The sequence below is a fragment of the Ramlibacter sp. genome, from assembly GCF_028291745.1.
Classification (GTDB): Bacteria; Pseudomonadota; Gammaproteobacteria; order Burkholderiales; family Burkholderiaceae_C; genus Ramlibacter.
Genome location: NZ_JAQGNQ010000085.1, coordinates 1 through 22,491 on the forward strand (window position 1 = coordinate 1; position 22,491 = coordinate 22,491).

Sequence of the window (22,491 nt, forward strand, 5' to 3'; positions counted from 1 at the left end):
GCCCCGCCCCGCAGCGGTTCCCGCGCCGCTGCGCCCGGCGGCCCGATGACCGCGGTCTTCGGCGAGCTGCTGGGGCTGTTCGTGGACGACCTGTGGCTGGCCTTCGTCACTTGCGGCTGGGTCGCGCTCGCCGCGGTGCTGTTGTCGCTGTATGCGCGCGCTGCGGCGCCTGCGGCCGTCCTGTTCCCGGCCGGCCTGGCGGGCGTGCTGGCGGCCGGCGCCTGCCGGCGCACCCTGGCCGCCACCAGCGCACGCGTGCCGGATGTCGCGACCGACTCCCAGGCTGCCCGAATCCGGGAACCTGCCGCAGGCACGGCCGGCAAGCAATGACACGTGGACTCTGTGAGCAGGTACTCCTGAAGCAGACATCAGCGAACCGGACGGCCGGGGAAGTAGCATCCGGCCATGCAAGATCCACGAATCTGGGTAGAGCCCGTCGGCTCCGTCATCGTCGCACGGCTGCGCGGCATGCCCACCGCAGAGCTGCTGCTCCAGTGCGAGCAGCGTGTCCTTGAACTTGCCCGCGATACGCAACAAGTCCGCGTCCTGTACGACGCGCTCGAGCTGGAAGCTCCCGAGATGGATGTGGTGCTGCTGCAGCAGCGGCTCGACACGGAGAAGAAGGCAAGCCTCAGCGGTGCTTCCTTGCGGACGGCGATTCTTGTTCCCAACACGCGGATCGCCTATCTCGCCCGCATCGCGTTCGGTCACGCTGGCGAGGCCAACTATCGGGTGTTCTACAACGACCTCGGCGCTGCGCTGAAGTGGCTGGAAGATCGCAGCACGTAGCAACACCCGCACCGGTGTCCCTGAGACGCCCCCATGGCAGGCATGTCCGCTTGCGCGTAATGCGGCTACTTGCGCTGCGGTGCTCGATCACTCCTCTCGCAGGCCTGCGGCTTGTCACGCCGAGGGCCGTGGCGCGGTGTGCTCCAGCCACGCCCGCGCCGCGTGCGAGAGATAGCCGCCGCGCCGCCAGGCGAAGCCGACGTTCCAGGGCAACTCGCAATCCTGCAGCGGCAGCGCCCGGGTCAGGAGGGGCGGCCGGGACGAGACGAGCTGGCGCGGCACGAAAGCCACGCCCATCCCCCGCGAGCTCAGCTCGAACAACAGTTCCAGCTGGCTGGTGCGGGACGCAATGCGGGGCGTGATCCCGGCCCGCGCGAACGCCTGCAGGATCAGTTCGTTGGCCGGCACGCCCTGTTCAAAAAGAATGAGGGGCAGATCCCGCAAGGCGCGAATGTCGACGGCCGCGCCGGCGGCGAGCGGGTGCGACGCAGGCAGCAGCACGAGCAGTTCGTCCTGCACGGCCGGCTGGAACTCCAGCCCCGCGGCCACGGGCTCGAACAATGCGGCGATCTCGAGCACCCCGGCGAACAGGCGCCCCACCAGCGTGCTGACGTCCTCCACCGTGACCGTCATCTCCACGGAGGGAAACTTCTGGCTGAAGCTGGCCAGGTGCCCGCCAAAGAGGGAGCTCGTCCCCACGCGCGGAAAGCCGATCTCCAGCCGACCCTTGGACAGGCCGGCGAGCTCCGCCAGTTCGTTGCCCATGCCCGCGCTTGCCTCCAGCAAGCCGAGGCCGCGCTCGTAGACGACCCTGCCGGCGTCGGTCAGTTCGCTGCGGTTGCCGAGCCGCCGCAGCAGCTCGACCCCGAGTTCGCTTTCCAGCTGCTTGACCGCCTTGCTGACCGTCGACTGCGTGGCGAACATGACCTTGGCCGCCGACGAGAAGCCGCCCTGCCGCACGACTTCGACGAAGAAGCGCAGGCGCCGCAGGTCGATGTCTATTCCCATCTCGAATGGCCCTGATGCACTGAATTCATGCCGCACCTGCGACGCGGTGCAGACAATCGGAGGGGTGCAGTGACGCACCGGCAGCACCCACCGCATGTGGCGAGCGTCGGGCGCCTGCCTCCACCCACGCGCTTTTCGGCGCGATGCGCGCGCCAGCGCCAACGCCAACCCCGGGAGTCTCCGTTGACAGTGAGCCGCACCGCAAGTCCATCCAGCGCATCGTACGCACGTTCCGGGGTACTGCTTTCGCCGCAGGAAGGGTGAGCCGCATGCGTAGTGGCGCGGTCCCGGGCGACATCGCTGTCGTGATCACCGACGATCACGACCTGGTGCGTGCCGGCCTGAAGGCGCTCCTGGCAACGATGTCCGGTGTTCACGTCGTCGGCGAGGCGCGCGACGGCCATGAGCTGCTTGCCTATCTGCGGTCGCATCCTCATCCCGAAGTCGTGCTCGTCGACCTCGAGATGCCTGGCCTGGACGGCTTCGACGTGCTCCGCGAGATGCACCAGCACTACCCGCAGGTGCGCACGCTGGTGCTGTCCATGCACGATGCCGCCAGCGACATCCGGCGCGCCATGGACAGCGGCGCGAGCGGCTATCTGCCCAAGAACGCCCCGCCAGACGAACTGGAACACGCGCTGCGTGCCGTCGTCGCGCGAGGCTGCTACCTCAGTGCCGAATACGCCAGAAGCCTGTTGCTGCCGCCGCTGGGCCGCGCCGAGGACGGACTGACTCCGCGCCAGGTACAGATCCTCAGCGCGGTGGCGCGTGGGCGGACCTCCAAGGAGATCGGCTACGACCTGAGTCTCAGCTCGAAGACCGTCGATGTGCATCGCTGCCGGATCATGCACAGGCTCGGCATCAACGACATCGCCGGACTCACGCGCTACGCCTTGCGCAAGGGACTGGTGGAGGCCGGCTGAAGCGCGCAAGATCACCCGATGGACATGCAAGCACCGAGCCGGAGATCGGCGATCCTGCTGCGGGGTGCGGCACTTGCCTTCCTGGGCGGGGGCGGGTACCGCGCATGTGGCACGCACCACGGTGTCAGCAGACCACCGCGACGGCTTCGATTTCAAGCTTGAGCCCGTGATGCAGCGCACCCGTCGGCACCACCGCGCGCGCCGGCCGCACCGGCCCGGCCCACCGTGCATAGATCGCATCGAACTCCGGCCAGCGGTCGATCTCGTCGAGGTAGACGCGCACCTGCACCAGGCGCTCCCGCGCGCTGCCGGCAGCGCCAAGCACGCAGGCGAGGTTGCCGAGCACCTGCTCCACCTGGCGCTCGAAGGGCGCATCCACCAGTTTGGTGCCGTCCGGCGTGATGGGCAACTGCCCCGAGACGAACACCAGGCCGTGGGCGACGACGGCGTGGCTGTAGTGGCCGGCGGGCAAAGCGAGCTCCGGCGCGTTCACGTACACCGGAGGGTGCGGGTCGCTGCGTGTTTCCATGGTGCGGACTCTAATCGCTGCGCGCGCCGCATTATGAAGTTCCACTAAGTTCTGCCTGTAGGGACAAGTACTTTGATTTTCAAATCCGCTCCCTACACTGAATCCGTCGACGCGCCACGCGCCGCCGCCAAGTCCTCGGAGGTTCCCTTCATGCGTACCCGGCTCCTGTGCTTCCTGTTCCTGTCCACCCTGCTGCTGGCGCCGTTCCGGTCAGCGCTCGCCGCCTGGCCCGAAAAGCCGATCCGCATGATCGTTCCGTCCGCCCCGGGCGGCGCCCCGGACGTGCTGATGCGCGCGCTCTCGGCGCAGCTGTCGCAGCAACTCGGGGTGCCGATCGTGATCGACAACAAGCCGGGCGGGTCGTACACGATCGGCACCATGGAGCTCGTTCGCGCACCCGCCGACGGCTACACCCTGGGCTACGGCAACGTGGTCTCGCTGGCCACCAACCGGTCCTTGCTGCCCAACGTGCCGTACGACGTGGACCGCGACCTGTCCCTGATCTCCGGGACCTGGCGGCTCACCAACCTGCTGGTGGTGAACAACGACCTGCCGGTGAAGAACGTGGCCGAACTGGTGGCCTATGCCCGCAAGAATCCCGGCAAGCTCGCCTTCGCATCCGACGGCAACGGCACCACCGCGCACCTGGGCATGGAGCTGTTCAAGTCGATGACCGGGACCTCCATCCTCCACGTTCCCTACAAGGCCGCATCCGCCGGAGTCACCGACCTGATCAGCGGCGGCGTGCAGGTGATGATGGCCAACACCCCGGTGGTCACGCCGCATGTGCAGGCCGGCCGCATTCGTGCCCTGGGCATCACGTCGCTGCAGGGCTCCTCCGCCTATCCGCAGATCGCTCCGGTGGCCGCGACCGTACCGGGCTTCGAGGTGCTGTCGTGGGGCGGCATCGTCGGCCCGGCCAGGCTGCCCAAGGAGATCGTCACGCGCCTGAACAACGAGATCCGCACCGCGCTGACCAGCCCCGCGGTCGTCGAGCGCTTCAAGAGCCTCGGCGCCGAGCCCGCGCCCAGCACCCCCGAACAATTCCGCGACCTGTCGCGCCGCGAGACCGAGAAGTGGGCCAAGGTGGTCAAGTTCTCCGGCGCCAAGATCGACTGAGGGTCGCATGAGTCCCTGGAAAGCCGCGCAGCCGGGCGATCCGCTGCCGACCGTCGATACTCCGGCGCTGCTGCTGGACCTGGACGCCTTCGAGCGCAACCTGCAGCGGATGGCGCAGGCCATGAGCGCCACGCAGGTGCGCCTGCGGCCGCACGCCAAGAGCCACAAGTGTCCCGAAATCGCGCGCCGCCAGGTTGCGCTGGGGGCGGTGGGGATCTGCTGCCAGAAAGTCAGCGAGGCGGCGGTGTTCGTCGATGCCGGCATCGACGACATCCTGGTGACCAACGAGATCGTCGGGGCGGCCAAGCTCCAGCGGCTGGCGCAGCTCGCAACGCGCGCCCGCATCGGCGTGCTGGTGGACCACGTGAGCCAGGTGCGCGCGCTGGCGTCCGCCGCCCGCGCCGCGCAGGCTACCGTCGACGTCTACGTGGAGGTGGATGTCGGCGGCAACCGCTGCGGCACGGTGTCCGAAGAGAGCGCCGTGCGGCTGGCGCAGATGATCGCCGACACGTCCTGCCTGCGCTTTGCGGGCCTGCAGTGCTATCACGGCCCGGCGCAGCACCTGCGCTCGCCGCAGCAACGCGGCGCGGCGATCATCAATGCGGCGCTCACCGCCAGTTCCACCCGTGCGGCCATCGAGTCGCGCGGCATCCCGGTGCCGCGGGTGACCGGCGGCGGGACCGGCACCTTCCTGCTGGAGCGCGACTCCGGCGCCTTCGACGAAGTCCAGCCCGGCTCCTACGTGTTCATGGACCGCGACTACGCGGACAACAGGCGCAGCGCCGGCGGCATCGCCTTCGAGCACGCCCTGTTCGTGCGCACCACCGTCATGAGCCGCCCTTCCGCGAGCCGGGTGGTGGTCGATGCCGGCCTGAAGGCCTCCAGCATCGACAGCGGCATGCCGGCCGTGTGGCAGCAGCCCGAATTGCGCTACATCAAGGCGGCCGACGAACATGGCCTCTTGTCCGTCAGCGCCATCAGCACGCCGGCACTCGGCGACGCGCTGATGCTGGTGCCCGGCCACTGTGATCCGACCGTGAACCTCTACGACGAACTGGTGTGCTTCCGCGGCGACGTCGTCGAGGCCGTGTGGCCGATCGCCGCCCGCGGCGCCCTGCTCTGACCCAACCACCCTCTGCCATATGCAAGAACCATTCGACCTCCTGATCCGCAACGCGCAGATCGTCGACGGCACGGGCGCACCGCGCTTTGCCGGCGACATCGGCGTGCGTGCCGCCCGCATCGACCGGATCGGCGACCTCGCCGGCCACCGCGGCCGCACCGAGATCGACCTGGCCGGGCGCATCGCCGCCCCCGGCTTCATCGATGCCCACACGCACGACGACCGCCTGCTGCTTTCGGGCGGCGAGATGGCGCCCAAGGTCAGCCAGGGCATCACCACGGTGATCGGCGGCAATTGCGGGATCTCGCTCGCTCCCATGCCGCGGCCGGTGCCGCAGCCGGTGACGCCGCCGCTGAACCTGCTGGATGGCGAGGGCGGCTGGTTCCGTTTCCGCAGATTCGCCGACTACGTGCAGGCCCTGCGGCGGCAGCCGGCGGCCACCAACTGCGCGATGCTGGTCGGCCACACCACGCTGCGGGTCGCCTGCCTGGACGACCTCCAGCGGCCCGCCACCGAAGGCCAGATCACGCAGATGCGCGCACTGGTGCAGGAAGCGATGGAGGCGGGTGCCATCGGCGTGTCCACGGGCCTGTTCTACGAACAGGCAGTCGCCGCCCCCACCGAGGAAGTGATCGAGACCTGCCGGCCGCTGAAGGACTTCAACGGCCTGTACTGCACGCACATGCGCGACGAGGCCGACGGCATCATGGACTCGCTGGCCGAGACCTTCCGCATCGGCCGCGAGGTGGGCGTGCCGGTGGTGATCTCGCATCACAAGCTGGTCGGCCGGGCGAACTACGGCCGGTCCGAAGAGACCCTGGCGTTCATCCGCAGCCAGATGAAGCTGCAGCCGATCTGCCTGGACTGCTATCCCTACACGGCGGGATCGACCGTGCTGTCGGCCGATCGCGCCGCCACCTCGGCCCGCGTCATCGTCAGCTGGTCGCAGGCCCTGCCGGAGCTCGCGGGCCGCGACCTGGCGGACATTGCGCGCGAGCTGGGCGTGTCCCAGGAGGAGGCGATCGGTCGGCTGCAACCCGCCGGGGCGATCTACTTCCGCATGGACGAAGCGGACGTGCAGCGCATCCTGCAGTTCGAAGACACGATGATCGGCTCGGACGGACTGCCGCACGATGCGTCGCCGCACCCGCGGCTGTGGGGCAGCTTCCCGCGCGTGCTGGGCCACTACAGCCGCACGCTCGGCCTGTTCCCGCTGGAGCAGGCGGTGCACAAGATGACCGGGCTCACGGCCCGCAAGTTCGGCCTGGCCGGCCGCGGCGTGATCGCCGAGGGCGCGCATGCCGACCTGGCGCTGTTCGACCCCGACACCGTGGACGAGGCGGCCACCTACGCCGAGCCGATCGCGCCGGCCCGCGGCATCGACACCGTGGTGGTGAACGGCCGGATCGTCTGGCGCGCAGGCCGCGCGACCGGAGCGCGTCCCGGCCAGGTGCTGTCCCGGGCACGACATGGGGAGGCCGCCTGATGTCGCGCATCCTGGAACAGATGGAGACGCCGGCGCTGCTGCTGGATGAGGCGCGCATGGAGCGCAACATCGAACGCATGCGGCGCCAGGTGGAGCGCCTGGGCGTCGTCTTCCGTCCGCACGTGAAGACCAACAAGTCGTTCGAGGTCACGCGCCGGATGATGAGCTCGGCGCAGGGGCCGATCACGGTCTCGACCCTGCTGGAGGCGGACTTCTTCGCCGCCCGCGGTGTGCGCGACATCCTGTACGCCGTGTGCATCGCACCGAACAAGATCGACCACGTGCTGCGGCTGCAGGCCGGCGGCGTGCAGATGTCGGTGCTGGTCGACAGCGTCGAGGCGGCGAGCCTGCTGGGCGAGCGCCTGCGCGCGCATCCGGCCGGCGGCGGTGTCGGCGTGCTGATCGAGGTCGACTCCGACGGCCACCGTTCGGGCGTTCGCCCGGAGTCGGCGCAGTTGCTGGAGATCGCGCGCGCGCTGCAGGCCGCGGGCGTGGCCCTGCGCGGCGTCATGACCCACGCCGGCAGCTCCTACGATTGCCGCAGTGCCGAGGCGCTGCGCGCCATGGCGGAACAGGAGCGCGCGCAGATCGTGCTGGCGGCGCGGCGCCTGCGCGCGATCGGCATCGCCTGCCCGGTGGTGAGCGTGGGCTCCACGCCCACCGCGCTGGCCGCCGAGCACCTGGAAGGCGTCACCGAGCTGCGCGCCGGAGTCTTCGTCTTCTTTGACCTGTGCATGGCGGGCATCGGCGTGTGCAGCCTCCACGACATCGCCCTGTCGGTGCTGGCCACCGTGATCGGCCACCAGCGCGAGAAGGGCTGGACGCTGCTCGACGCCGGCTGGATGGCCATGTCGCGCGACCGCGGCACCGCCAGCCAGCCGGTGGACCAGGGCTACGGCCTCATCTGCGACGTCGCCGGCCGCCCGTTGCCGGACTACATCCTGCTGGGCGCCAACCAGGAGCACGGAATCATGGCGCGCCGTCCCGGCACCGCCCCCGATGCACTGCACCTGCCGGTCGGCACCCAGGTGCGGATCCTGCCGAATCACGCGTGCTCCACCGCCGCCCAGTATGCGGAGTACCAGGTGATCGCCGCCGATGGCCAGCTGAGCGAAAGCTGGCCGCGCTTCAGCGGCTGGTGAGGAAAACGGCATGTCGATCCCCTCGGAAGGCGACGGGTACTAGCGTGCTGAACGACGCGACGGACCTGCGATTCTTCGTCGCGATCACGGAGGCGGGCTCGCTCGCCGAGGCGGCGCGCCGGCTGGACATCACGCCGTCGGCCGTCTCCCAGCACCTGCGCCAGCTGGAAAAACGCCTGGGCCTGCACCTCGTGCACCGCAGCACCCGCCGCTTCAGCCTCACCGACGAGGGCGAGCTGTTCTACGCCGGCGCACTCGACCTGCTGGCACGCATGGACCAGCTCACCGACAGCGTGCTCGCCCGCTCCGGCGAAGTCGCCGGAAAGCTGGACGTGTGCGGCCCCCTGGGCTTCGGCCGCCGCTACCTCGCCGGTGCCGTGGCGGAGTTCCATACGGCGCATCCCAAGCTGCTGGTGTCGCTGACTCTGTCCGACGTCGTGGCCGGCGCGGACGCGCAGCACTTCGACGTGATCGTGCACATCGGCGACCTGCCGGATTCCAGCATGGTGGCCTACCCGATCGCACCCAACGAGCGCTTCCTGTGCGCTTCGCCCCAGTACCTGGCGCGCCGTCCGGCACCGGGCAACCCCGACGAACTCGCGCGGCACGACTGCCTCGTGCTGCGCGAGAACCAGGAGGACGTGACGCTGTGGCGGCTGCATCGCAAACGCGAAGAAGCCGCGGTACGCGTCGCACCACTGCTCTGGAGCAACGATGGAGAGGTGGTCAAGGAATGGGCGCTCATGGGCAAGGGGATCATGCTGCGCTCGGAGTGGGACGTCGCGGACCACCTGCGCGCCGGCAGGCTGGTGCGGGTGCTGCCGCACTGGCAGCCGGCCAAGGCCGACGTCGTGGTGTTGGTGGACCACCGTGTGCACATGTCGGCGCGCGTGCGCCTGTTCGTGTCCGCGCTGCAGGCGCGCTTCCGGCCGGCGCCGCCGTGGCGCTGAACGGACCCGCGCGGGCGACGCACTGCCAGCCACCGCAGGAGATCCCGACGTGAGCATCGAGCGAATCCGCCAGCGCATCGTGACGCGCGTACTCGGCGCGGCGCCCTTGGCCGAGCGCTGCTACGAACGGACGCTGCCGCTCCTGGACGGGTACGCCGTCGCCGCGTATGCGGTGCGCAGCCCGGTCACCCTGCGCTTCGCGGGCTACGCCAAGCTGTTCCACGGGCCGGTGGGCACCTACTGGGACGCGCCGCACGCGGTCCGCAAGTTCGCCAGCCGCGGCGAGCATCCCTGCGGCTACGACGCCGTCGAGGACGCGCTCGCCACGGGACTCGCCTGGCTGTCCCGCGGTGGCCTGGTGCGGCAGCTGCGGCTGCAGGCGCGGCTGGAAAGCCTGCGCAACCCCGCCTTTCCCTGAATGCCGAGGAGACCCTCATGAAGATCCTGCTCGCGGACGATGATCCCGTGGCCCGCCAATGGGTCGGGCAGCTGCTGCGTCCGCATGCCCGCACGCTGCTGCTCGCGCGCGACGGGGAGGAGGCCTGGGCGCTGCTCGCCGGCGGCAGCAGGCCGTGCATCGCCGTCGCCGACGTGTGGATGCCACGCACGGGCGGGCTCGAGCTGCTGCGCCGGGTGCGGGCGCACGCCGCGTGCTCCGACCTGCCCATGATCCTGGTCGGCCATGCGGCGGACCCGCAGATGCTGCAGGAGGCACGGGCGCTCGGGGCGTCGACCTTCCTGCTCAAGCCGCAGCTGGCGGCGCAGGCACGCTGCGTGGCCGCAGCCCTGGTGCGCCAGTCCCGGCGCTGCCGCAGCGAACATTTCCTGATGACCCTGCGGCGCACCGGCACGGACCTCGACGCGCTGGAGCGCTCGCTGTGCGCGCTGCGTTACGACCTGCACGCGAGCGCCGGTGGCTCGCACGAAGTCACGCTCGACACGCTGCACGCACGCAGCGCGGACCTGGGGCTGCGACGCTGCGCCGAACTGGTCGAGCGCGCGGCCAGCGAAGAGCCGGCTGCGGCCAAGGTGCTGCTGCGCGAATGCGCGGCGCTCGTGCAGGACCAGCTGGATGAAATCGGCTGCGTCCCGCCGGCGGCCGAATACCGGCTGGCGGCCTAGCGGCGATGGGCATCGCGCAGCTGCTGCGCGCAACGCGGTAAGGGCATGGCACGCGCGTTACAGCAGTCATGCTGGCGGCCATACGCGCCCGGCGACCTGCGCTTACGATCCGGCGTGCCTTTCGAGATGCTTCCGTCCCTGTCTGCGGCCGCCGCTTGCCATGGAGCGCCCGCGTGATGCTGGTCGCGCCCAGCTGCGTGCTGCTGCTGATCGTGGCGACGCTGGTGCACTACGAGGCGCTGCGGGTCCTCGGGTTCACGTTGCCGCTGCTGCCGATGCCCTCGCGCGCCAAGGTGATCGTCCTGATCATCGGCGCGTTCGCGGCCCATGCGATCGAGATCGGGCTGTTCGCCGGCGCGATGCAGGGGCTGGCGCACTGGGCGGATCCGGCCGCTTTCGGCAGCGCCCAGCCCCTCGACTTCAGCCGCGTGCTCTACTTCTCGGCCGAGACCTACACGTCGCTCGGCTACGGTGACATCGTGCCGCACGGCCCACTGCGACTGCTGGCTGGGGCCGAGGCGCTGACGGGCTTGCTGATGATCGGCTGGTCGACTTCCTACGTGGTCCTCACGATGGAACGCTTCTGGGACTGCCCTGCTCCTGAAGTCGCCAATGAACGCGTGCTTGCGGGTGGCCGGGGCCTGCCGCGTGGGCGCGCCGAGATGCGGCCGCTACGCGCCCAGACCGTCCGACCGTGGCGCCGGCGGCGGCGGTCGCCGGGTCGCGGCAGGGGCGCGCCGACTTCGTTGCCGTGACCGGGATCGCGCAGGGTCGATTCCAGAGCGGCATCACCCGTATTCCGGGCGGGGTACAGCTGGCAACGCGCAGCCCTGCAGGCAGAATCCCGACGCGCGGCCACCGAAGTGATCCGCCGCCTGAACACCGAAACCATGGCGATCCTGCGGCAGCCGCAAGTGCGCGCGGAGCTGATCGCGCTGGGCACCGATCCCATGGACTTCGGGCTGAACGAAACTGCCGCCTGTATGAAGTCGGAAGTGGTGCAATGGGCCAAGGCGGTGAAGCTCGCCGGCGTCACCGGCGACTGATCCCCCTCGCCCTCCAGCGGCTGCCAGAATGGCGGCTGCCTCCAGAAAGGAAACAGTCCATCCCATGAGCCATTCCATCCTTGCCCGCTGCGCGCGCACCGGCCAGTTCGGCATCGCCCTGGCGAGCGTCTCGCTCGCCGCCGGCGCCGACCTCGATGCCGCCGTGCGCCCGAACGTCGGCGCGATCCTGATTCGGGGCGCGCGCAGCTTCCGCCTGAACCGGCTGGCCACCAACCTGCTCGCGCAAGGGCATGGCCCGGCGCACGTGCTGCGGCAGCTGGAACAGTCGGACTCCGATTTCGACCTGCGCCAGGTGGCGATCATCGACCGTGAGTCCACGCTGGCGACGCACTCCGGCGCCGGGCTGCGCGCGTGGAGCGGCCTGCGCTGCGGCAGCGCTTATGCGGTGCTGTGCGAGCACGTCGCCGACGAGCGCATTGCGGCGGCCATGGCCGCCGCCTTCGAGGCCGCACCCGCGGACGACCTGGACCACCGCCTGCTCTGCGCGCTGGAAGCCGGCACTGCCGCCGCGGGCAGCAGCGCGCGCCCCGGGCTGGCCCTGCGGTCCGCCGCGCTGGTCACCTGGGGTCGGCGCGACTATTCGGATCTCGAGGTGCGCGTCGACCTGCACGAGCAGCCGGTCAAGGAGCTGCGGCGCGTCTATGCCGACATGAAGCCGTCGGTGGAGTACTACGAGCAGCGCGCGCGCAACCCGAGCCAGGCGATGCACCACCGCGAGTTCGCGGGACTGCTCAAGGCGCAACAGACGCAGGACCCTTCATGACCTATTCGATCATCGCGCGCTGCCCGCGCACGCAACGCTTCGGCATCGCCACCGCCACCTTTTCGATCGCCTGCGGGCGGCGCAACGAAAGCATCCGGGCCAATCTCGGCGTCAGCAAGTCGCAGGCCTTTTACCTGCGGCAGGTGGACGTCGCGGCGCTGAACATGCTGGCGCAGGGGCACACGCCGGAGCACGCGATGCGTTCCTTCGCGCAGAGCGATCCCGACTTCGCGTACCGGCAATTCGGCATCATCGATCGCGAAGGCCGCGTCGCGATGCACAGCGGCGACAAGATCAATCCGTGGAGCGGACACGAGGTCGGAGTCGACTTCGCGGCCTATGGCAACACGCTGCGCGGACCGGCAACGCTGGCGGGCATCGTCGCGGGCTTCCATGCCTCGCCCGGGGCGGCGCTGGAGGAGCGGCTGCTGCAGGCCATCGAAGGCGGCCGCGACGGCGGCGGCCAGGCCAGCCGCGGCGAGACGATGCCGGAGCGCTCGGCATGGCTGCGGGTCGTGGGCCAGCAGGACTGGCCCGAGGTCGACCTGCGGGTGGACCTGCATGGCGACGCGGTCGGCGCGCTGCGCCGCCTCCACAGCGAGTATCGGCACTACGCCGGCTACTACGCCGAGCGCGATCGCCGGCCGCGCGAAGCCGTCTTCGAAGAGGACTTCGTGGCGGGGCTGTAGCGCACGGCGGTGCGGCTGTGCACTGCGACGGTGCCGACGCGCGCACCAGCGCGCACGCCTTCAGTGCCCAGCCGCGCAAAGTACTGTCTTGAGTGGCATGCGGGTGGCATGCGGATGAAACGCGCGATGCGCATCGGGAGAGTGTGGCGAGCGCCGACTGGCACGCAAGCTGCGTGACTGCGCCGGCTGCCGCCCTGCCCGGGACGGCGCTACCGACGATCCATCCCGTAACCATCCACGCATGCCCACTCTTTCGCCCATCCTCCGTCGCCCTCTCGTCGCCGCCGCTATCGCCATGACCCTCGTGCAGGCTCCCGCCCACGCGAAGCCCTTCGTGCTCGAAGAGGCGACCGTCGAAAGCATCCACGCGGCCTACCGCGACGGCACGCTGACGTCCACCGAACTGGTCAAGCGCTACCTGGCGCGCATCGATGCCTACGACCAGCAGGGGCCGACGCTGCGCGCCTTCATCACGGTCAATCCGAATGCGCTCGCCGAGGCGGCACGGCTGGACGCCGAGTACAAGGCGAAGCACGGGCACGTGGGCCCGCTGCACGGCATCCCGATCGTGCTGAAGGACAACTTCAACACCAGGGACCTGCCCACCAGCGGCGGCAACGCGGCGATGAAGCGCTCGCAGCCTCCGTCGGATGCGTTCACGGTGGATCGCATGCGGCGTGCCGGCGCCATCATCCTCGGCAAGACCAACATGCAGGAGTTCGCCCGCGGCGGCGTATCCCTCAGCAGCCTCGGTGGCCAGGTGCTCAATCCCTACGACCTGAGCCGCACGCCGGGCGGCTCCAGCGGCGGCACCGCCGTGGCGCTCGCGACCAACATGGCGGTGCTGGGTACCGGCAGCGACACCGGCCAGTCGATCCGCTCCCCGGCCTCCGCCGTCAGCCTGGTCGGCATCCGCCCCACGCGCGGCCTCGTCAGTCGCGCCGGCGTGATGCCCAACAGCCTGACGCAGGACGAAGTCGGGCCGCTCGCGCGCACCGTCAGGGACGCGGCCACGCTGCTGGACGTGATGGCCGGCTACGATCCGAAGGACCCGATCACCGCACTGGGCGTCGGCAAGCATCCGGCCAGTTACGTCGCCGCGCTGAAGGGTGCGACGCTCAAGGGCGCACGCATCGGCGTGCTCACCAACGTGTACGGCAAGGAGCCGCGCCACGCCGAGGTCAACCGCGTGATGGAGCAGGTGATGCGGACGATGGAGACGCAGGGGGCGCAGGTCGTGCGCTTCGACCTGCCCGGCTTCGACCAGCTGGCCGGCAACGTCAGCACGGATCGCTACGAGGCGCGCGCCGTGTTCGACCAGTACTTCGCGGACCTGGGCCCGAACCAGCCGGTCACGAGCTTCCGCCAGCTGGTCGACACGAAGAGCGCCACGCCCGACGTGCAGAAGACGATGGAAGCCGAGATCGCCATCGAGGATGGCATGAGCAGCGCGGCCTACCGCGAACGCACGCTGAACCGCGAGAAGCTGCGCATCCTGCTCGCCGCGAAGATGGCGGACCTGCAGCTGGATGCGATCCTCTATCCGCTGCAACGCGTGCTGGTGGCGCCCGCCGGTGGCGTCGACCAGCCGGAACGCAACGGCGTGCTGTCCCACGGCACCGGCTTTCCGGCGGTGACTTTCCCCGGCGGCTTCTCCACCCCGACGGCTTCGGCGCCCATCGGCGTGCCGGTGGGTGCGGAGCTGCTCGGGCCGGACTACTCCGAACCCAGGCTGTTGTCCTATGCCTATGCCTTCGAGCAGGCCGCGCACGTGCGCAAGCCGCCCGTGAGCACGCCGCCCCTGCGCTGATCTTGCGCAAGCCCGGCGCCCTGGTGCTTTTGCCGCGCCGGGGCGCCGCACGCCTGTCACTGCCGGACGCGCGCCTTGAAATTCGCGCGCTTTTACCCGGCGTTTACCCCAATCGAACCTGCGCGCAATGCGCGCCGCTCCAAATGCGCGGCGGCGTGGTGCGGGAGCAGCAGCACCGCCGATTTTCCAATTCGCATTCTCGGAGGTGCCCCATGAAGATTTACATCCAGCAGTTCGTTCGCAGCGTGCCCGCGCCCGCAGTGGCTTGCCCGATCGGTCACGGCGCAGGCGTGGTCAGTGCGACCGCGCCGGCCAAGGTCATGGTCGGCTGCCGCTGAAAGGAGCACGAGCCATGAATTCATCGACATCCAGGCTGGCGTTCTGCTGCGCCGGCGGCGTGCTGGCCATTGCCTGCAGCCTGCCGGCCCAGGCCCAGTTCGGCGGCGGCGGCATGGGCGGCGGGCGGCGCGGCGGGAGCAGCCCCAACGCGGTGGCACCGCACGACGCCGACGCGCCGCAGGGCGTCTCCGCCGCGGATGCCTTGTACCAGGTCCGCATGGGCCTGCTCATCACCCCCGAGCAGGCGCCCGCCTGGGAAGCGTTCTACCGCGCCTATCTCGGCTGGATCGCCATCCCCACCGATCCGCGCAGCTCGGCGCAGGTGGCTGGCGCGCTGCAGTCGGCGCAGCGACAGCTCACGCTGGCGCAGAACCGCTTTGCCGCCACCGAGGACCTGGCGCAGGCCGCCAAGACGCTGCTCGCCGGTCTCACGCCGACGCAGCAGCAGGCAGCGGACGACCTGCTCCCGCGCCTGTTCGCATTGAGCTCGCCCGCCGGCCAGCGCATCACCGCGCGCTAGCAGGCGGCTTGCGGCTTCGCCGGAACCCGCGTTCGGGCATTCGGCCAGGGGATGCGTCTCGTGCAGCACCTGTCGGGGCACGTTTCTTCTCTCAGGAAGCCCGCACCGACGGGTCCTGCATCAGGCGCGCGAGTTCCTCCATGGCGGCCTCGGTGCCATCGCTCCACGGGTGGCCGTAATTCATGCGCAGGCAATTGCGGAACTGCCTGTCCCCTGTGAAGATCGGTCCGGGTGCGACGACGATACCGCGCGCCAGCGCTGCGCCATGCAGCTTCAGCGTGTCGATGTGCTCCGGCAGTTCGACCCACAGCATGTAGCCGCCCAGCGGCTTCGTGACTCTCGTGCCGTCCGGAAAATGCTCGCCGATCGCCAGCAGAAGCCGCTGCTGCTGGCGGGCCAGCGTCTGGCGCAGCCGGCGCAGGTGCTTGTCGGCGCCACCGCGCTCCAAATACGAAGCGAGCGCGAGCTGGGTCGGCCCGCAGGTGCTCAGATTCAGCGTCAGCTTCTGGCGCACCACGGCGTCCTGGAAGCGCCCGGGCACGGTCCACCCGATCCGGTACCAGGGTGCGAGCCACTTCGAGAACGAGGAGCAATGCAGCACCAGTCCTTGCGTGTCGAAGGCCTTGATGGCGGGCGGCCGGCGGTCCGTGAAATGCAACTCGCCATACACGTCATCCTCGATCAGCGGCAGTTCGTGGGTCTGGAGCAGTTGCGCCAGCAACTGCTTTTGCCTCTCCGGCATCACGCTGCCGAGCGGGTTCTGGAAAGTGCTCATGAGCAGGCAGGCCTTCGGCTTGTTCCTGACGATGGCCTGCTCCAGCGCGCCGAGGTCGATGCCATCGCCCGGGTGCGTCGGTACGTGGATGGCGCGGATCGCCATCCGCTCGAGGGTCTGCAGCGCGGCGTGGAAGCACGGGCATTCCAGAATCACCGCCTCGCCGGGGCGCGCCACGGCGGCCAGGCAGACATTGATCGCTTCCAGGGCGCCGTTGGTGATCACGATCTCGTCCGCGCTCACCGTCATTCCGTCGGCCATGTAGCGCCTTGCGATCTGGCGCCGCAAGGCCAGGTTGCCGGTGGAAAGATCGTCGACGCTGCTCCATGGATCCAGCGTCCTGGCACTGGCTGCCAGCACCTGCCCGAGCCGATCCTGCGGGAACAGCAGCGGGCTGGGAAAGGCAGAGCCCAGCCCGGCGCGATCGTTCCTGGGGTTGGCATCGAGGATGCGGAAGATCATGTCGCTGACGTCCAGGTCCATGGACTCGCCCGAGGGTTCCGACCGCGCAACCGCCTGCGGCGGCTGCTTGCCGCCGCAGGGAGCGACGAAATAGCCGGAGCGCTCGCGCGCGCGGAGCAGTCCGCGCCCCTCGAGAAGGTAGTAGGCCTGGAAGACGGTGGAGGGGCTGACGCCGCGGCTGCCACTGAGGTGGCGCACGGATGGGAGCCGATCCCCTGCACGCAGCACCCCCTTGCGGATCGACTCATCGATCTCGGCCGCGATGACTTCGTAGAGCTTGCGGGTGGGCATCTGCGGTTCGCAAGGGCGTGTCCCGTCCTGCAGGGTTGCAGCGGAACAGGATAAGCTCAACGCGGCCCGTCGGGGCCGCGACACGCATCTGCTTCGGTGCTTTTCGGGGCGACTGATGCTTACCGGCGCGTTGCGGGTTCCTTAAAATCCCGGCTTCGCGTCGCTGGCGGGCGACATGTTGCAGCCGGCACGGACAGCTGCTGGTGGTGCCGGCACCGAGGTGCTCCAGCCACGCCCGACAGCCTCACCGGCACTGCCGCCGGCAGGGACGTATTACATCCTTGGCACTAAGCATTACAAGGCTTCCCGTCTTGTATGTTCACCGCCGGGTTGCAAAACTGGCTTGAGCGGATCCGGTCCCGGATGCCGGGGAAACCGCCGCGGCATGCGAGGCCCGCGTCAGCGAAGCTGATGAGGACACAACCAGCAAGGTCCTCAGGTGACTCAAGCAACGGCGCAGGCCGGCCACTCGATCGAATGACAGAAGTATCTTCGTTTGCGCAACCCCGCTTCAGGGTGCAGCCCTCCGACCCCGCGGCAGCGATGGATCCGCTCCTGACCCTGACGGCCGACTGGTACTGGGAACAGGACGCGGAACTGCGTTTCACGTCCGTGCTCCCGCCCGAGCGCGCGCAGTGCCACGAGCTGCCAGCCGTGGTTGGCCGCAGGCGCTGGGAGCGGCCCCACGCGCGTGCGCTGACGATGTCGTGGGAAGAACACCGTGAGCGCCTCTTGCGGCACCTGTCCTTCCATGACTTCCAGTATTCGGTTGCGACGACCTCGGGCCAGGCTCCCTTGTACATATCCACCTCCGGCGCGCCGATGTTCGATCGCGCGGGCAGCTTCGTCGGGTATCGCGGCATCGCGCGCGACATCACGGCGCAATGGCAGGAGCGCGGCAAGCTGCAGGAGGCGGAGGCGCTGCTGGACATGGCGTCGAGCCTCGGACGCCTGGGAGCCTGGTCCATCGATGTCAAGAGCGGCATGGTGCGCTGGACAGCGGGCGTGCGCGCCATCCACCGCATGCCATCGGCCAACGAGTGCGCAGCACTGGAGCTGCTGGACATGTACGCGCCGGAATACGGCGAGCTGCTGTTGGACGCCTACCGGCGCTGCGTGACGGATGGCGTTCCGTTCGACCTGGAACTGGAGGCGCTTGCCGGCAGGGGCGAGCGCTCGTGGGTCCGCCTGATGGGGGTCGCGGTGCGCGACCACGCGGGCGAGATCGTGCGCATCCAGGGTGCGGTGCAGGACATCCATCGCAGCAAGACCAGCGCGGAGGCGCAGCGGCAGATGGCGGAGCGCTTCCGCGTGACGCTGGACAGCCTGACCGACGCCTTCGGCAGCATCGACCGCGACTGGCGCATCACCTATGTCAATCCCGCTGCCCTGGCGATGCTGAAGCTGGACGAAACGGCCGTCGGACGCCCGCTCTGGGACGTGTTCCCGCAGGCGCGCGACTCCGTGTTCGGGGAAAACTACCGCGCCTGCATGGAGCGGCGGGAGGTCCGCCGCTTCGAGGCCTTCTTCGCCCCGCTGGGCATGTGGCTGCGCGCGAGCGCCTTCCCGTCGGAGCACGGGATCTCGGTCTCGCTGACGGACATCACCGCGGCCCGGGAGGCCTGCAGCCAGCTCGAGCGCATGAATGGGGAGCTCGATCGCCGCGTGCGTGAGCGCACGGCCGAACTCAAGCGCATCAACGAGGAACTTGCCTTGTTCACGCTCTCGCTTGCACACGACTTGCGCGCCCCGCTCACCGGCATCAGCAGCTTCAGCGTTGCCCTGGAGGAGCGGATCGCCGGAATCTGCGACGAGAAAGGCAAGCGTTATCTCTCGTGCATCCAAGGCGGCATAGCGCGGATGGAGGAGCTGATCGAGGGCCTGCTGGAGCTCTCGCGCATCGGCCGCGCGGGCATGGCACCGCGGGACGTGGACCTCACCACGATGGCTCGCGAGGTGGTCGAGGCGCTGTCGACAAGTGACGGCGCGCGCGCCGCGCTGGTCGACGTGCAGGAGGGATTGCGGACCCGGGGCGACGCGTGCCTGCTGCATACCCTGGTGGAAAACCTGCTGGGCAACGCGTGGAAGTTCAGCGCGGGGCGCAATCCGGCATGCATCACCGTCGGCCAGCAACCCGATGGCACGTTCTTCGTGCGTGACAATGGCGCCGGCTTCGACATGGCCCGGGCGGACGCGCTGTTCGCGCCGTTCACGCGCCTGCACGACGATCGGCAATTCCCCGGTCTGGGCATCGGGCTGGCGAGCGCCCGACGCGTGGTGGAACGCCACGGCGGGCGCATCTGGGCGGAGTCGCAGCCGGATCGCGGCAGCACCTTTTTCTTCACACTGATGCCTCAAGCCGGCGACGAGGCATGAACGTGCCTGAACTGGAACGAACCCCAGCCCGCATCGGCGTCGTGCTGGCGGATGACCATGACCTCGTGCGCGGCGGCCTGAAGGCGATGCTGGAAATGATGCCGGAGGTCGACGTGCTCGGCGAGGCCCGCGACGGCAACGAACTCCTGGCGCACCTCGATTGCGTCCGGCCTGACCTGGTCATCACCGACATCTCGATGCCCGGACTCGATGGCCTGACGGCTCTCGCGCACATTCGGGAGCGGCAGCCGCAACTCCGCGTGCTGGTGATCTCGATGTACGACTCCGCCGAATTCGTGCGCCGGGCGGTTGCCAACGGAGCCAGCGGGTACCTCACCAAGCAGGCCGCGCCGCGCGAGCTGCGCGAAGCGGTGCGGGCGATGGCTGCGACCGGCAGCTACTTCAGTGCTGCGGTCGCACGCCTGCTGCTGGCGAGCCAGAGGTCGGACCCGGGGAACGACCTGACCCAGCGGCAGATCGAGGTCCTGACCCTGCTCGCAAGCGGGCTCTCCTCGAAGGAGATTGCCCACCAGCTGGGTCTCAGCTCGAAAACCGTCGACGTGCACCGCGGCCGCATCATGGAACGGCTGGAGTTGCGCGATGTGGCAAGCCTCACGCGCTACGCGGTGCGCAAGGGTCTGATCCAGCCCTGAGCTAGGGGAACTCTGGAGACCGGTGGTGGGAGCCAGCGATAAGCTTTGGCCATCCACCTCCCGGAGAACTGCGTGAGTCATTCACCAGGGCTTGCCATGTCCTTGCCGCGTCGTCCCGCCGACGTGGCCAGCAGGGCATAGCGGTGGCTTCGCGATTTCCCCCGGTCCGGAATCTTCTGGCGGCGTGCCTGGCCTCCTTCGTCCTGGCGGCAGCCGTCCTCCTCGCTTTTGGCAGCTCCACCCCTCTCTGGTACGCCAACGCCGTCGGCGTGATTGCGCTGCTCCGGCATCCGCGCAGGACCTGGCCGGTGCTGGCGATCGCGATCTATGCCGCCGATTCGCTCGCATTCGCGTGTTTCGGTCACGGGCCGCCGCTTCTCTATGCCGCCTGCCACCTGCTCGAAATCGTACTGGTCGCCCTCCTGTCGCAGCGGTTCGCAGGGGTGCCGGGGCCGTTGCTGGAGCGCGCTCGCTTCGCGCGCCTGGCAGCCGTTTTCCTGTTGGTGCCGCTGGTCAGTGCAGCGGCCGGAGCCTTCACCGCCGCCTGGGTCGAGGCGGCATCGTTCATTCCCGTGTTTCGGTCGTGGTACCTGGCATCCGCGCTCGGCCTGCTGGTCGGAGGCGTCAGCCTGCTGGGTTGGACCGACCTCGAGCTGCGCCGCAACTTCCTGCGGCAACTCTCTGCGCGCGACGCGGCGACCCTGCTGGTGGGCGCCATAGCGTCGGGCCTGCTCGTGCAGGAGCGCGGACACCAGGGCGCGATCTTCCTCACGTTTCCGCTGATGTTCGCGGTCACGTGGTTCTTCGGCCTGCTCGGGGCCACGGTGGGCCTGTTGTTCACGACCGTGTCCGCAGTGATCGAGACGCTGCAGGGGCATGGCGTCTTCATTCTGCTGGCGCCGCCCCCCGCGCCCATGGAGTTGCAGCTGGAAACGGTACAGCTTTACCTGGCGGCATTGCTGCTCTCCAACATGCCGCTGGCAGTCCTCCACGAGCATCAGGAGGTGCTGACGGAGCAGGCACGCAGGGCCGGCGAGGCGCGCACCGAATTCCTGGCCGCGATGAGCCATGAGATCCGCACGCCGATGACCGGGGTGCTGGGCATGGTGGACTTGCTGGGCGCCGAGCCGCTGACCGAGCGCCAGCGCAGCTACCTCGACGCCATGCAATCGTCGGGACGGCATCTGCTGAGTGTGATCAACGACATCCTCGACTTCTCCCGGATCGAAAGCGGTCGGCTGGAGCTGCATCGAGCCGATTTCGAGCTGTCGGAGGTGACCGAGGACGTGCGCTCGGTGATGCATCCGCTGGCCCTCGAACGCGGGATTGCACTGGACGTGGAACTGGCCCCGGACCTGCCCGCATTCGTTTGCGGAGATCCCATGCGACTCAAGCAAGTCTTGCTGAACCTGGTGAGTAACGCCGTCAAGTTCACCAGTACGGGGAGCGTCCAGGTCCGGGTCACCCAGCTGTCGGCGGCGCCTGACGGCGCGATATGGTTGCGCTTCGAGGTGCGGGACACCGGGGTGGGCATCGACCCCGCGCAACTGCAGCGGCTGTTCGCGCCCTTCGTGCAGGCGGACCGTTCGATCTCGCGGCAGTACGGGGGAAGCGGCCTGGGTTTGGCCATCAGCAAGCGGCTCGTCGAGCTCATGGGCGGTCGCATCGATGGCGAAAGCGTCCCCTTGCAAGGCAGCGTCTTTCATTTCGAGGTGCCCTTGCACGCGGGCGAGGCCTTGCCGGAGGGGACCGGCTGCGAATCCCAGCGGCCAGAGATAGCGCCCCTCCACATCCTGGTCGCAGAGGATCTCGAGATCAACCGCCGCATCCTGCAGACCCATCTGGAGCGCCACGGGCATAGTCTCGTCTTTGCCGCCAACGGTGCCGAAGCCTTGGCGCAGCTGGAGACCGGCGACTTCGATCTGGTCCTCATGGACGTGCAGATGCCGATCATGGACGGGGTCGAGGCCACCCGCCAGATCCGTGACATGCAGGGGCCGAAGGCAGCCATCCCCATCCTGGGGCTGTCGGCGAACGTGCTGGCGCGCGAGCGCGAGCAGTACCTGCGCGCAGGGATGAACGACTGCCTCACCAAGCCGGTCGACTGGAATCAGCTCGCCGCCGCCATGGCGCAGTACGGCGGTGCGGTCTCTGCCGTGGGCCCGGCGGTCACGCCCTGCCAGCTCACCGCGGAGCCTGGACTGCTGGATGATCAAGCGCTGGCCGCACTGGGCGATGTCGGATCGGGAGAGGTCCGGGGCCTGCTGCGCGTGGCACTGGAGAGCTTTGGCACCGCTTGCGACCGCATGCTCGCCACCGCTGCCCCGCGCGAGGAACTGCGGCGGGAGGCGCACGACATCTGCGGAATGGCCGGCATGCTGGGCCTGCGCGCGGTTTGCCAGGAGGCGACCCGACTGGAGCGCATACCGGAAGGCGCGGACCCGGTGGAATGTGTCGACGCCTTGCGACACGCGGTCGACAGCACCACCGAACTGTTGCTGACCCGTGGGGTGATCACGCCCATCGAGGAAAGCTGAGGCCTGGCCAGCCGGATC

General features: G+C 69.2%; 22 protein-coding genes and 1 pseudogene. 20 read left to right on the forward strand and 3 right to left on the reverse strand.

Annotation, left to right across the window (positions count from 1 at the left end; genetic code table 11):
• Positions 1–330 (forward strand): annotated as a pseudogene (locus JWP60_RS15505) (hypothetical protein); the annotation flags it as partial.
• 75 nt (positions 331–405) lie between these two features.
• Positions 406–789: a hypothetical protein gene (locus JWP60_RS15510; RefSeq protein WP_299793119.1), complete on the forward strand. Its 384-nt coding sequence runs from the start codon at positions 406–408 to the stop codon at positions 787–789.
• Positions 790–903: 114 nt separating this feature from the next.
• Here JWP60_RS15510 and JWP60_RS15515 read toward each other — a convergent pair whose 3' ends face one another.
• The gene (locus JWP60_RS15515; RefSeq protein ID WP_299793121.1) at positions 904–1,797 is read right to left on the reverse strand and encodes a LysR family transcriptional regulator; all 894 of its coding nucleotides are present in this window, start codon (positions 1,795–1,797) and stop codon (positions 904–906) included.
• A 269-nt stretch (positions 1,798–2,066) separates the two neighbouring features.
• Between JWP60_RS15515 and JWP60_RS15520 the strand changes: the two genes are divergently transcribed.
• Positions 2,067–2,720, forward strand: coding sequence for a response regulator transcription factor (locus JWP60_RS15520; RefSeq protein ID WP_299793124.1), 654 nt, complete (start codon positions 2,067–2,069; stop codon positions 2,718–2,720).
• A gap of 124 nt (positions 2,721–2,844) precedes the next feature.
• Here the strand turns inward: JWP60_RS15520 and JWP60_RS15525 are convergent, their stop codons facing one another.
• Entirely contained in the window at positions 2,845–3,249 is a 405-nt protein-coding gene (locus tag JWP60_RS15525) for a RidA family protein (protein WP_299793128.1), read from the reverse strand.
• Between the two features lie 150 nt (positions 3,250–3,399).
• On the opposite strand from JWP60_RS15525, the gene JWP60_RS15530 reads away from it, so the two are divergent.
• The 14 genes from JWP60_RS15530 (at position 3,400) to JWP60_RS15595 (ending at position 15,379) form a co-directional block, all read left to right on the forward strand.
• The gene (locus tag JWP60_RS15530; protein WP_299793131.1) at positions 3,400–4,368 is read left to right on the forward strand and encodes a tripartite tricarboxylate transporter substrate binding protein; all 969 of its coding nucleotides are present in this window, start codon (positions 3,400–3,402) and stop codon (positions 4,366–4,368) included.
• A gap of 7 nt (positions 4,369–4,375) precedes the next feature.
• Positions 4,376–5,491 (forward strand): DSD1 family PLP-dependent enzyme, encoded by a 1,116-nt coding sequence (locus JWP60_RS15535; protein WP_299793134.1) that lies wholly within the window; start codon positions 4,376–4,378, stop codon positions 5,489–5,491.
• Between the two features lie 19 nt (positions 5,492–5,510).
• A complete protein-coding gene (locus JWP60_RS15540; RefSeq protein WP_299793137.1) occupies positions 5,511–6,977 on the forward strand; it encodes a D-aminoacylase in 1,467 nt (488 codons plus the stop codon).
• Positions 6,977–8,119, forward strand: a complete 1,143-nt coding sequence (locus tag JWP60_RS15545) for a DSD1 family PLP-dependent enzyme (RefSeq protein ID WP_299793140.1) — start codon at positions 6,977–6,979, stop codon at positions 8,117–8,119. Before JWP60_RS15540 ends, JWP60_RS15545 begins: the two co-directional genes overlap by 1 nt.
• Before the next feature lie 44 nt (positions 8,120–8,163).
• Entirely contained in the window at positions 8,164–9,069 is a 906-nt protein-coding gene (locus JWP60_RS15550) for a LysR family transcriptional regulator (RefSeq protein ID WP_299793143.1), read from the forward strand.
• Positions 9,070–9,118: 49 nt separating this feature from the next.
• Positions 9,119–9,487, forward strand: coding sequence for a hypothetical protein (locus JWP60_RS15555; protein ID WP_299793146.1), 369 nt, complete (start codon positions 9,119–9,121; stop codon positions 9,485–9,487).
• A gap of 17 nt (positions 9,488–9,504) precedes the next feature.
• Positions 9,505–10,191, forward strand: a complete 687-nt coding sequence (locus tag JWP60_RS15560) for a response regulator (RefSeq protein ID WP_299793149.1) — start codon at positions 9,505–9,507, stop codon at positions 10,189–10,191.
• A 176-nt stretch (positions 10,192–10,367) separates the two neighbouring features.
• On the forward strand, positions 10,368–10,946 hold the full coding sequence (locus JWP60_RS15565) for a potassium channel family protein (protein WP_299793152.1): 579 nt from the start codon (positions 10,368–10,370) through the stop codon (positions 10,944–10,946).
• A gap of 108 nt (positions 10,947–11,054) precedes the next feature.
• On the forward strand, positions 11,055–11,237 hold the full coding sequence (locus JWP60_RS15570; protein WP_299793155.1) for a hypothetical protein: 183 nt from the start codon (positions 11,055–11,057) through the stop codon (positions 11,235–11,237).
• Between the two features lie 64 nt (positions 11,238–11,301).
• Positions 11,302–12,021 (forward strand): DUF1028 domain-containing protein, encoded by a 720-nt coding sequence (locus JWP60_RS15575; protein ID WP_299793158.1) that lies wholly within the window; start codon positions 11,302–11,304, stop codon positions 12,019–12,021.
• Positions 12,018–12,710: a DUF1028 domain-containing protein gene (locus JWP60_RS15580; RefSeq protein WP_299793161.1), complete on the forward strand. Its 693-nt coding sequence runs from the start codon at positions 12,018–12,020 to the stop codon at positions 12,708–12,710. The genes JWP60_RS15575 and JWP60_RS15580 overlap by 4 nt, the downstream gene beginning before the upstream one ends.
• Positions 12,711–13,005: 295 nt before the next feature.
• On the forward strand, positions 13,006–14,520 hold the full coding sequence (locus JWP60_RS15585) for an amidase family protein (protein WP_299793164.1): 1,515 nt from the start codon (positions 13,006–13,008) through the stop codon (positions 14,518–14,520).
• A gap of 212 nt (positions 14,521–14,732) precedes the next feature.
• A complete protein-coding gene (locus JWP60_RS15590) occupies positions 14,733–14,858 on the forward strand; it encodes a hypothetical protein (protein ID WP_299793166.1) in 126 nt (41 codons plus the stop codon).
• Between the two features lie 14 nt (positions 14,859–14,872).
• Positions 14,873–15,379 carry a hypothetical protein gene (locus JWP60_RS15595; RefSeq protein ID WP_299793169.1) on the forward strand — a complete coding sequence of 169 codons (507 nt, stop codon included), beginning with the start codon at positions 14,873–14,875 and terminating at the stop codon, positions 15,377–15,379.
• 91 nt (positions 15,380–15,470) lie between these two features.
• Here the strand turns inward: JWP60_RS15595 and JWP60_RS15600 are convergent, their stop codons facing one another.
• Positions 15,471–16,907, reverse strand: coding sequence for a PLP-dependent aminotransferase family protein (locus tag JWP60_RS15600; RefSeq protein WP_299793172.1), 1,437 nt, complete (start codon positions 16,905–16,907; stop codon positions 15,471–15,473).
• A 543-nt stretch (positions 16,908–17,450) separates the two neighbouring features.
• On the opposite strand from JWP60_RS15600, the gene JWP60_RS15605 reads away from it, so the two are divergent.
• From JWP60_RS15605 to JWP60_RS15615, 3 genes are all read left to right on the forward strand, one after another.
• Positions 17,451–19,283: an ATP-binding protein gene (locus JWP60_RS15605; RefSeq protein WP_299793176.1), complete on the forward strand. Its 1,833-nt coding sequence runs from the start codon at positions 17,451–17,453 to the stop codon at positions 19,281–19,283.
• Positions 19,280–19,936, forward strand: a complete 657-nt coding sequence (locus JWP60_RS15610; RefSeq protein ID WP_299793178.1) for a response regulator transcription factor — start codon at positions 19,280–19,282, stop codon at positions 19,934–19,936. Before JWP60_RS15605 ends, JWP60_RS15610 begins: the two co-directional genes overlap by 4 nt.
• Positions 19,937–20,079: 143 nt before the next feature.
• Positions 20,080–22,473: an ATP-binding protein gene (locus JWP60_RS15615; protein ID WP_299793181.1), complete on the forward strand. Its 2,394-nt coding sequence runs from the start codon at positions 20,080–20,082 to the stop codon at positions 22,471–22,473.
• Positions 22,474–22,491 lie beyond the last annotated feature (18 nt).

Bases quoted from the DNA above. Each gene is read 5' to 3' on its own strand.
- JWP60_RS15540 (WP_299793137.1), top strand. From the start codon at position 5,511: ATGCAAGAACCATTCGACCTCCTGATCCGCAACGCGCAGATCGTCGAC.
- JWP60_RS15575 (WP_299793158.1), top strand. From the start codon at position 11,302: ATGAGCCATTCCATCCTTGCCCGCTGCGCGCGCACCGGCCAGTTCGGC.
- JWP60_RS15535 (WP_299793134.1), top strand. From the start codon at position 4,376: ATGAGTCCCTGGAAAGCCGCGCAGCCGGGCGATCCGCTGCCGACCGTC.
- JWP60_RS15530 (WP_299793131.1), top strand. From the start codon at position 3,400: ATGCGTACCCGGCTCCTGTGCTTCCTGTTCCTGTCCACCCTGCTGCTG.
- JWP60_RS15580 (WP_299793161.1), top strand. From the start codon at position 12,018: ATGACCTATTCGATCATCGCGCGCTGCCCGCGCACGCAACGCTTCGGC.
- JWP60_RS15525 (WP_299793128.1), bottom strand. From the start codon at position 3,249: ATGGAAACACGCAGCGACCCGCACCCTCCGGTGTACGTGAACGCGCCG.
- JWP60_RS15605 (WP_299793176.1), top strand. From the start codon at position 17,451: ATGGATCCGCTCCTGACCCTGACGGCCGACTGGTACTGGGAACAGGAC.
- JWP60_RS15545 (WP_299793140.1), top strand. From the start codon at position 6,977: ATGTCGCGCATCCTGGAACAGATGGAGACGCCGGCGCTGCTGCTGGAT.
- JWP60_RS15560 (WP_299793149.1), top strand. From the start codon at position 9,505: ATGAAGATCCTGCTCGCGGACGATGATCCCGTGGCCCGCCAATGGGTC.
- JWP60_RS15595 (WP_299793169.1), top strand. From the start codon at position 14,873: ATGAATTCATCGACATCCAGGCTGGCGTTCTGCTGCGCCGGCGGCGTG.
- JWP60_RS15600 (WP_299793172.1), bottom strand. From the start codon at position 16,907: ATGCCCACCCGCAAGCTCTACGAAGTCATCGCGGCCGAGATCGATGAG.
- JWP60_RS15610 (WP_299793178.1), top strand. From the start codon at position 19,280: ATGAACGTGCCTGAACTGGAACGAACCCCAGCCCGCATCGGCGTCGTG.
- JWP60_RS15510 (WP_299793119.1), top strand. From the start codon at position 406: ATGCAAGATCCACGAATCTGGGTAGAGCCCGTCGGCTCCGTCATCGTC.
- JWP60_RS15565 (WP_299793152.1), top strand. From the start codon at position 10,368: ATGCTGGTCGCGCCCAGCTGCGTGCTGCTGCTGATCGTGGCGACGCTG.
- JWP60_RS15590 (WP_299793166.1), top strand. From the start codon at position 14,733: ATGAAGATTTACATCCAGCAGTTCGTTCGCAGCGTGCCCGCGCCCGCA.
- JWP60_RS15585 (WP_299793164.1), top strand. From the start codon at position 13,006: ATGACCCTCGTGCAGGCTCCCGCCCACGCGAAGCCCTTCGTGCTCGAA.
- JWP60_RS15515 (WP_299793121.1), bottom strand. From the start codon at position 1,797: ATGGGAATAGACATCGACCTGCGGCGCCTGCGCTTCTTCGTCGAAGTC.
- JWP60_RS15520 (WP_299793124.1), top strand. From the start codon at position 2,067: ATGCGTAGTGGCGCGGTCCCGGGCGACATCGCTGTCGTGATCACCGAC.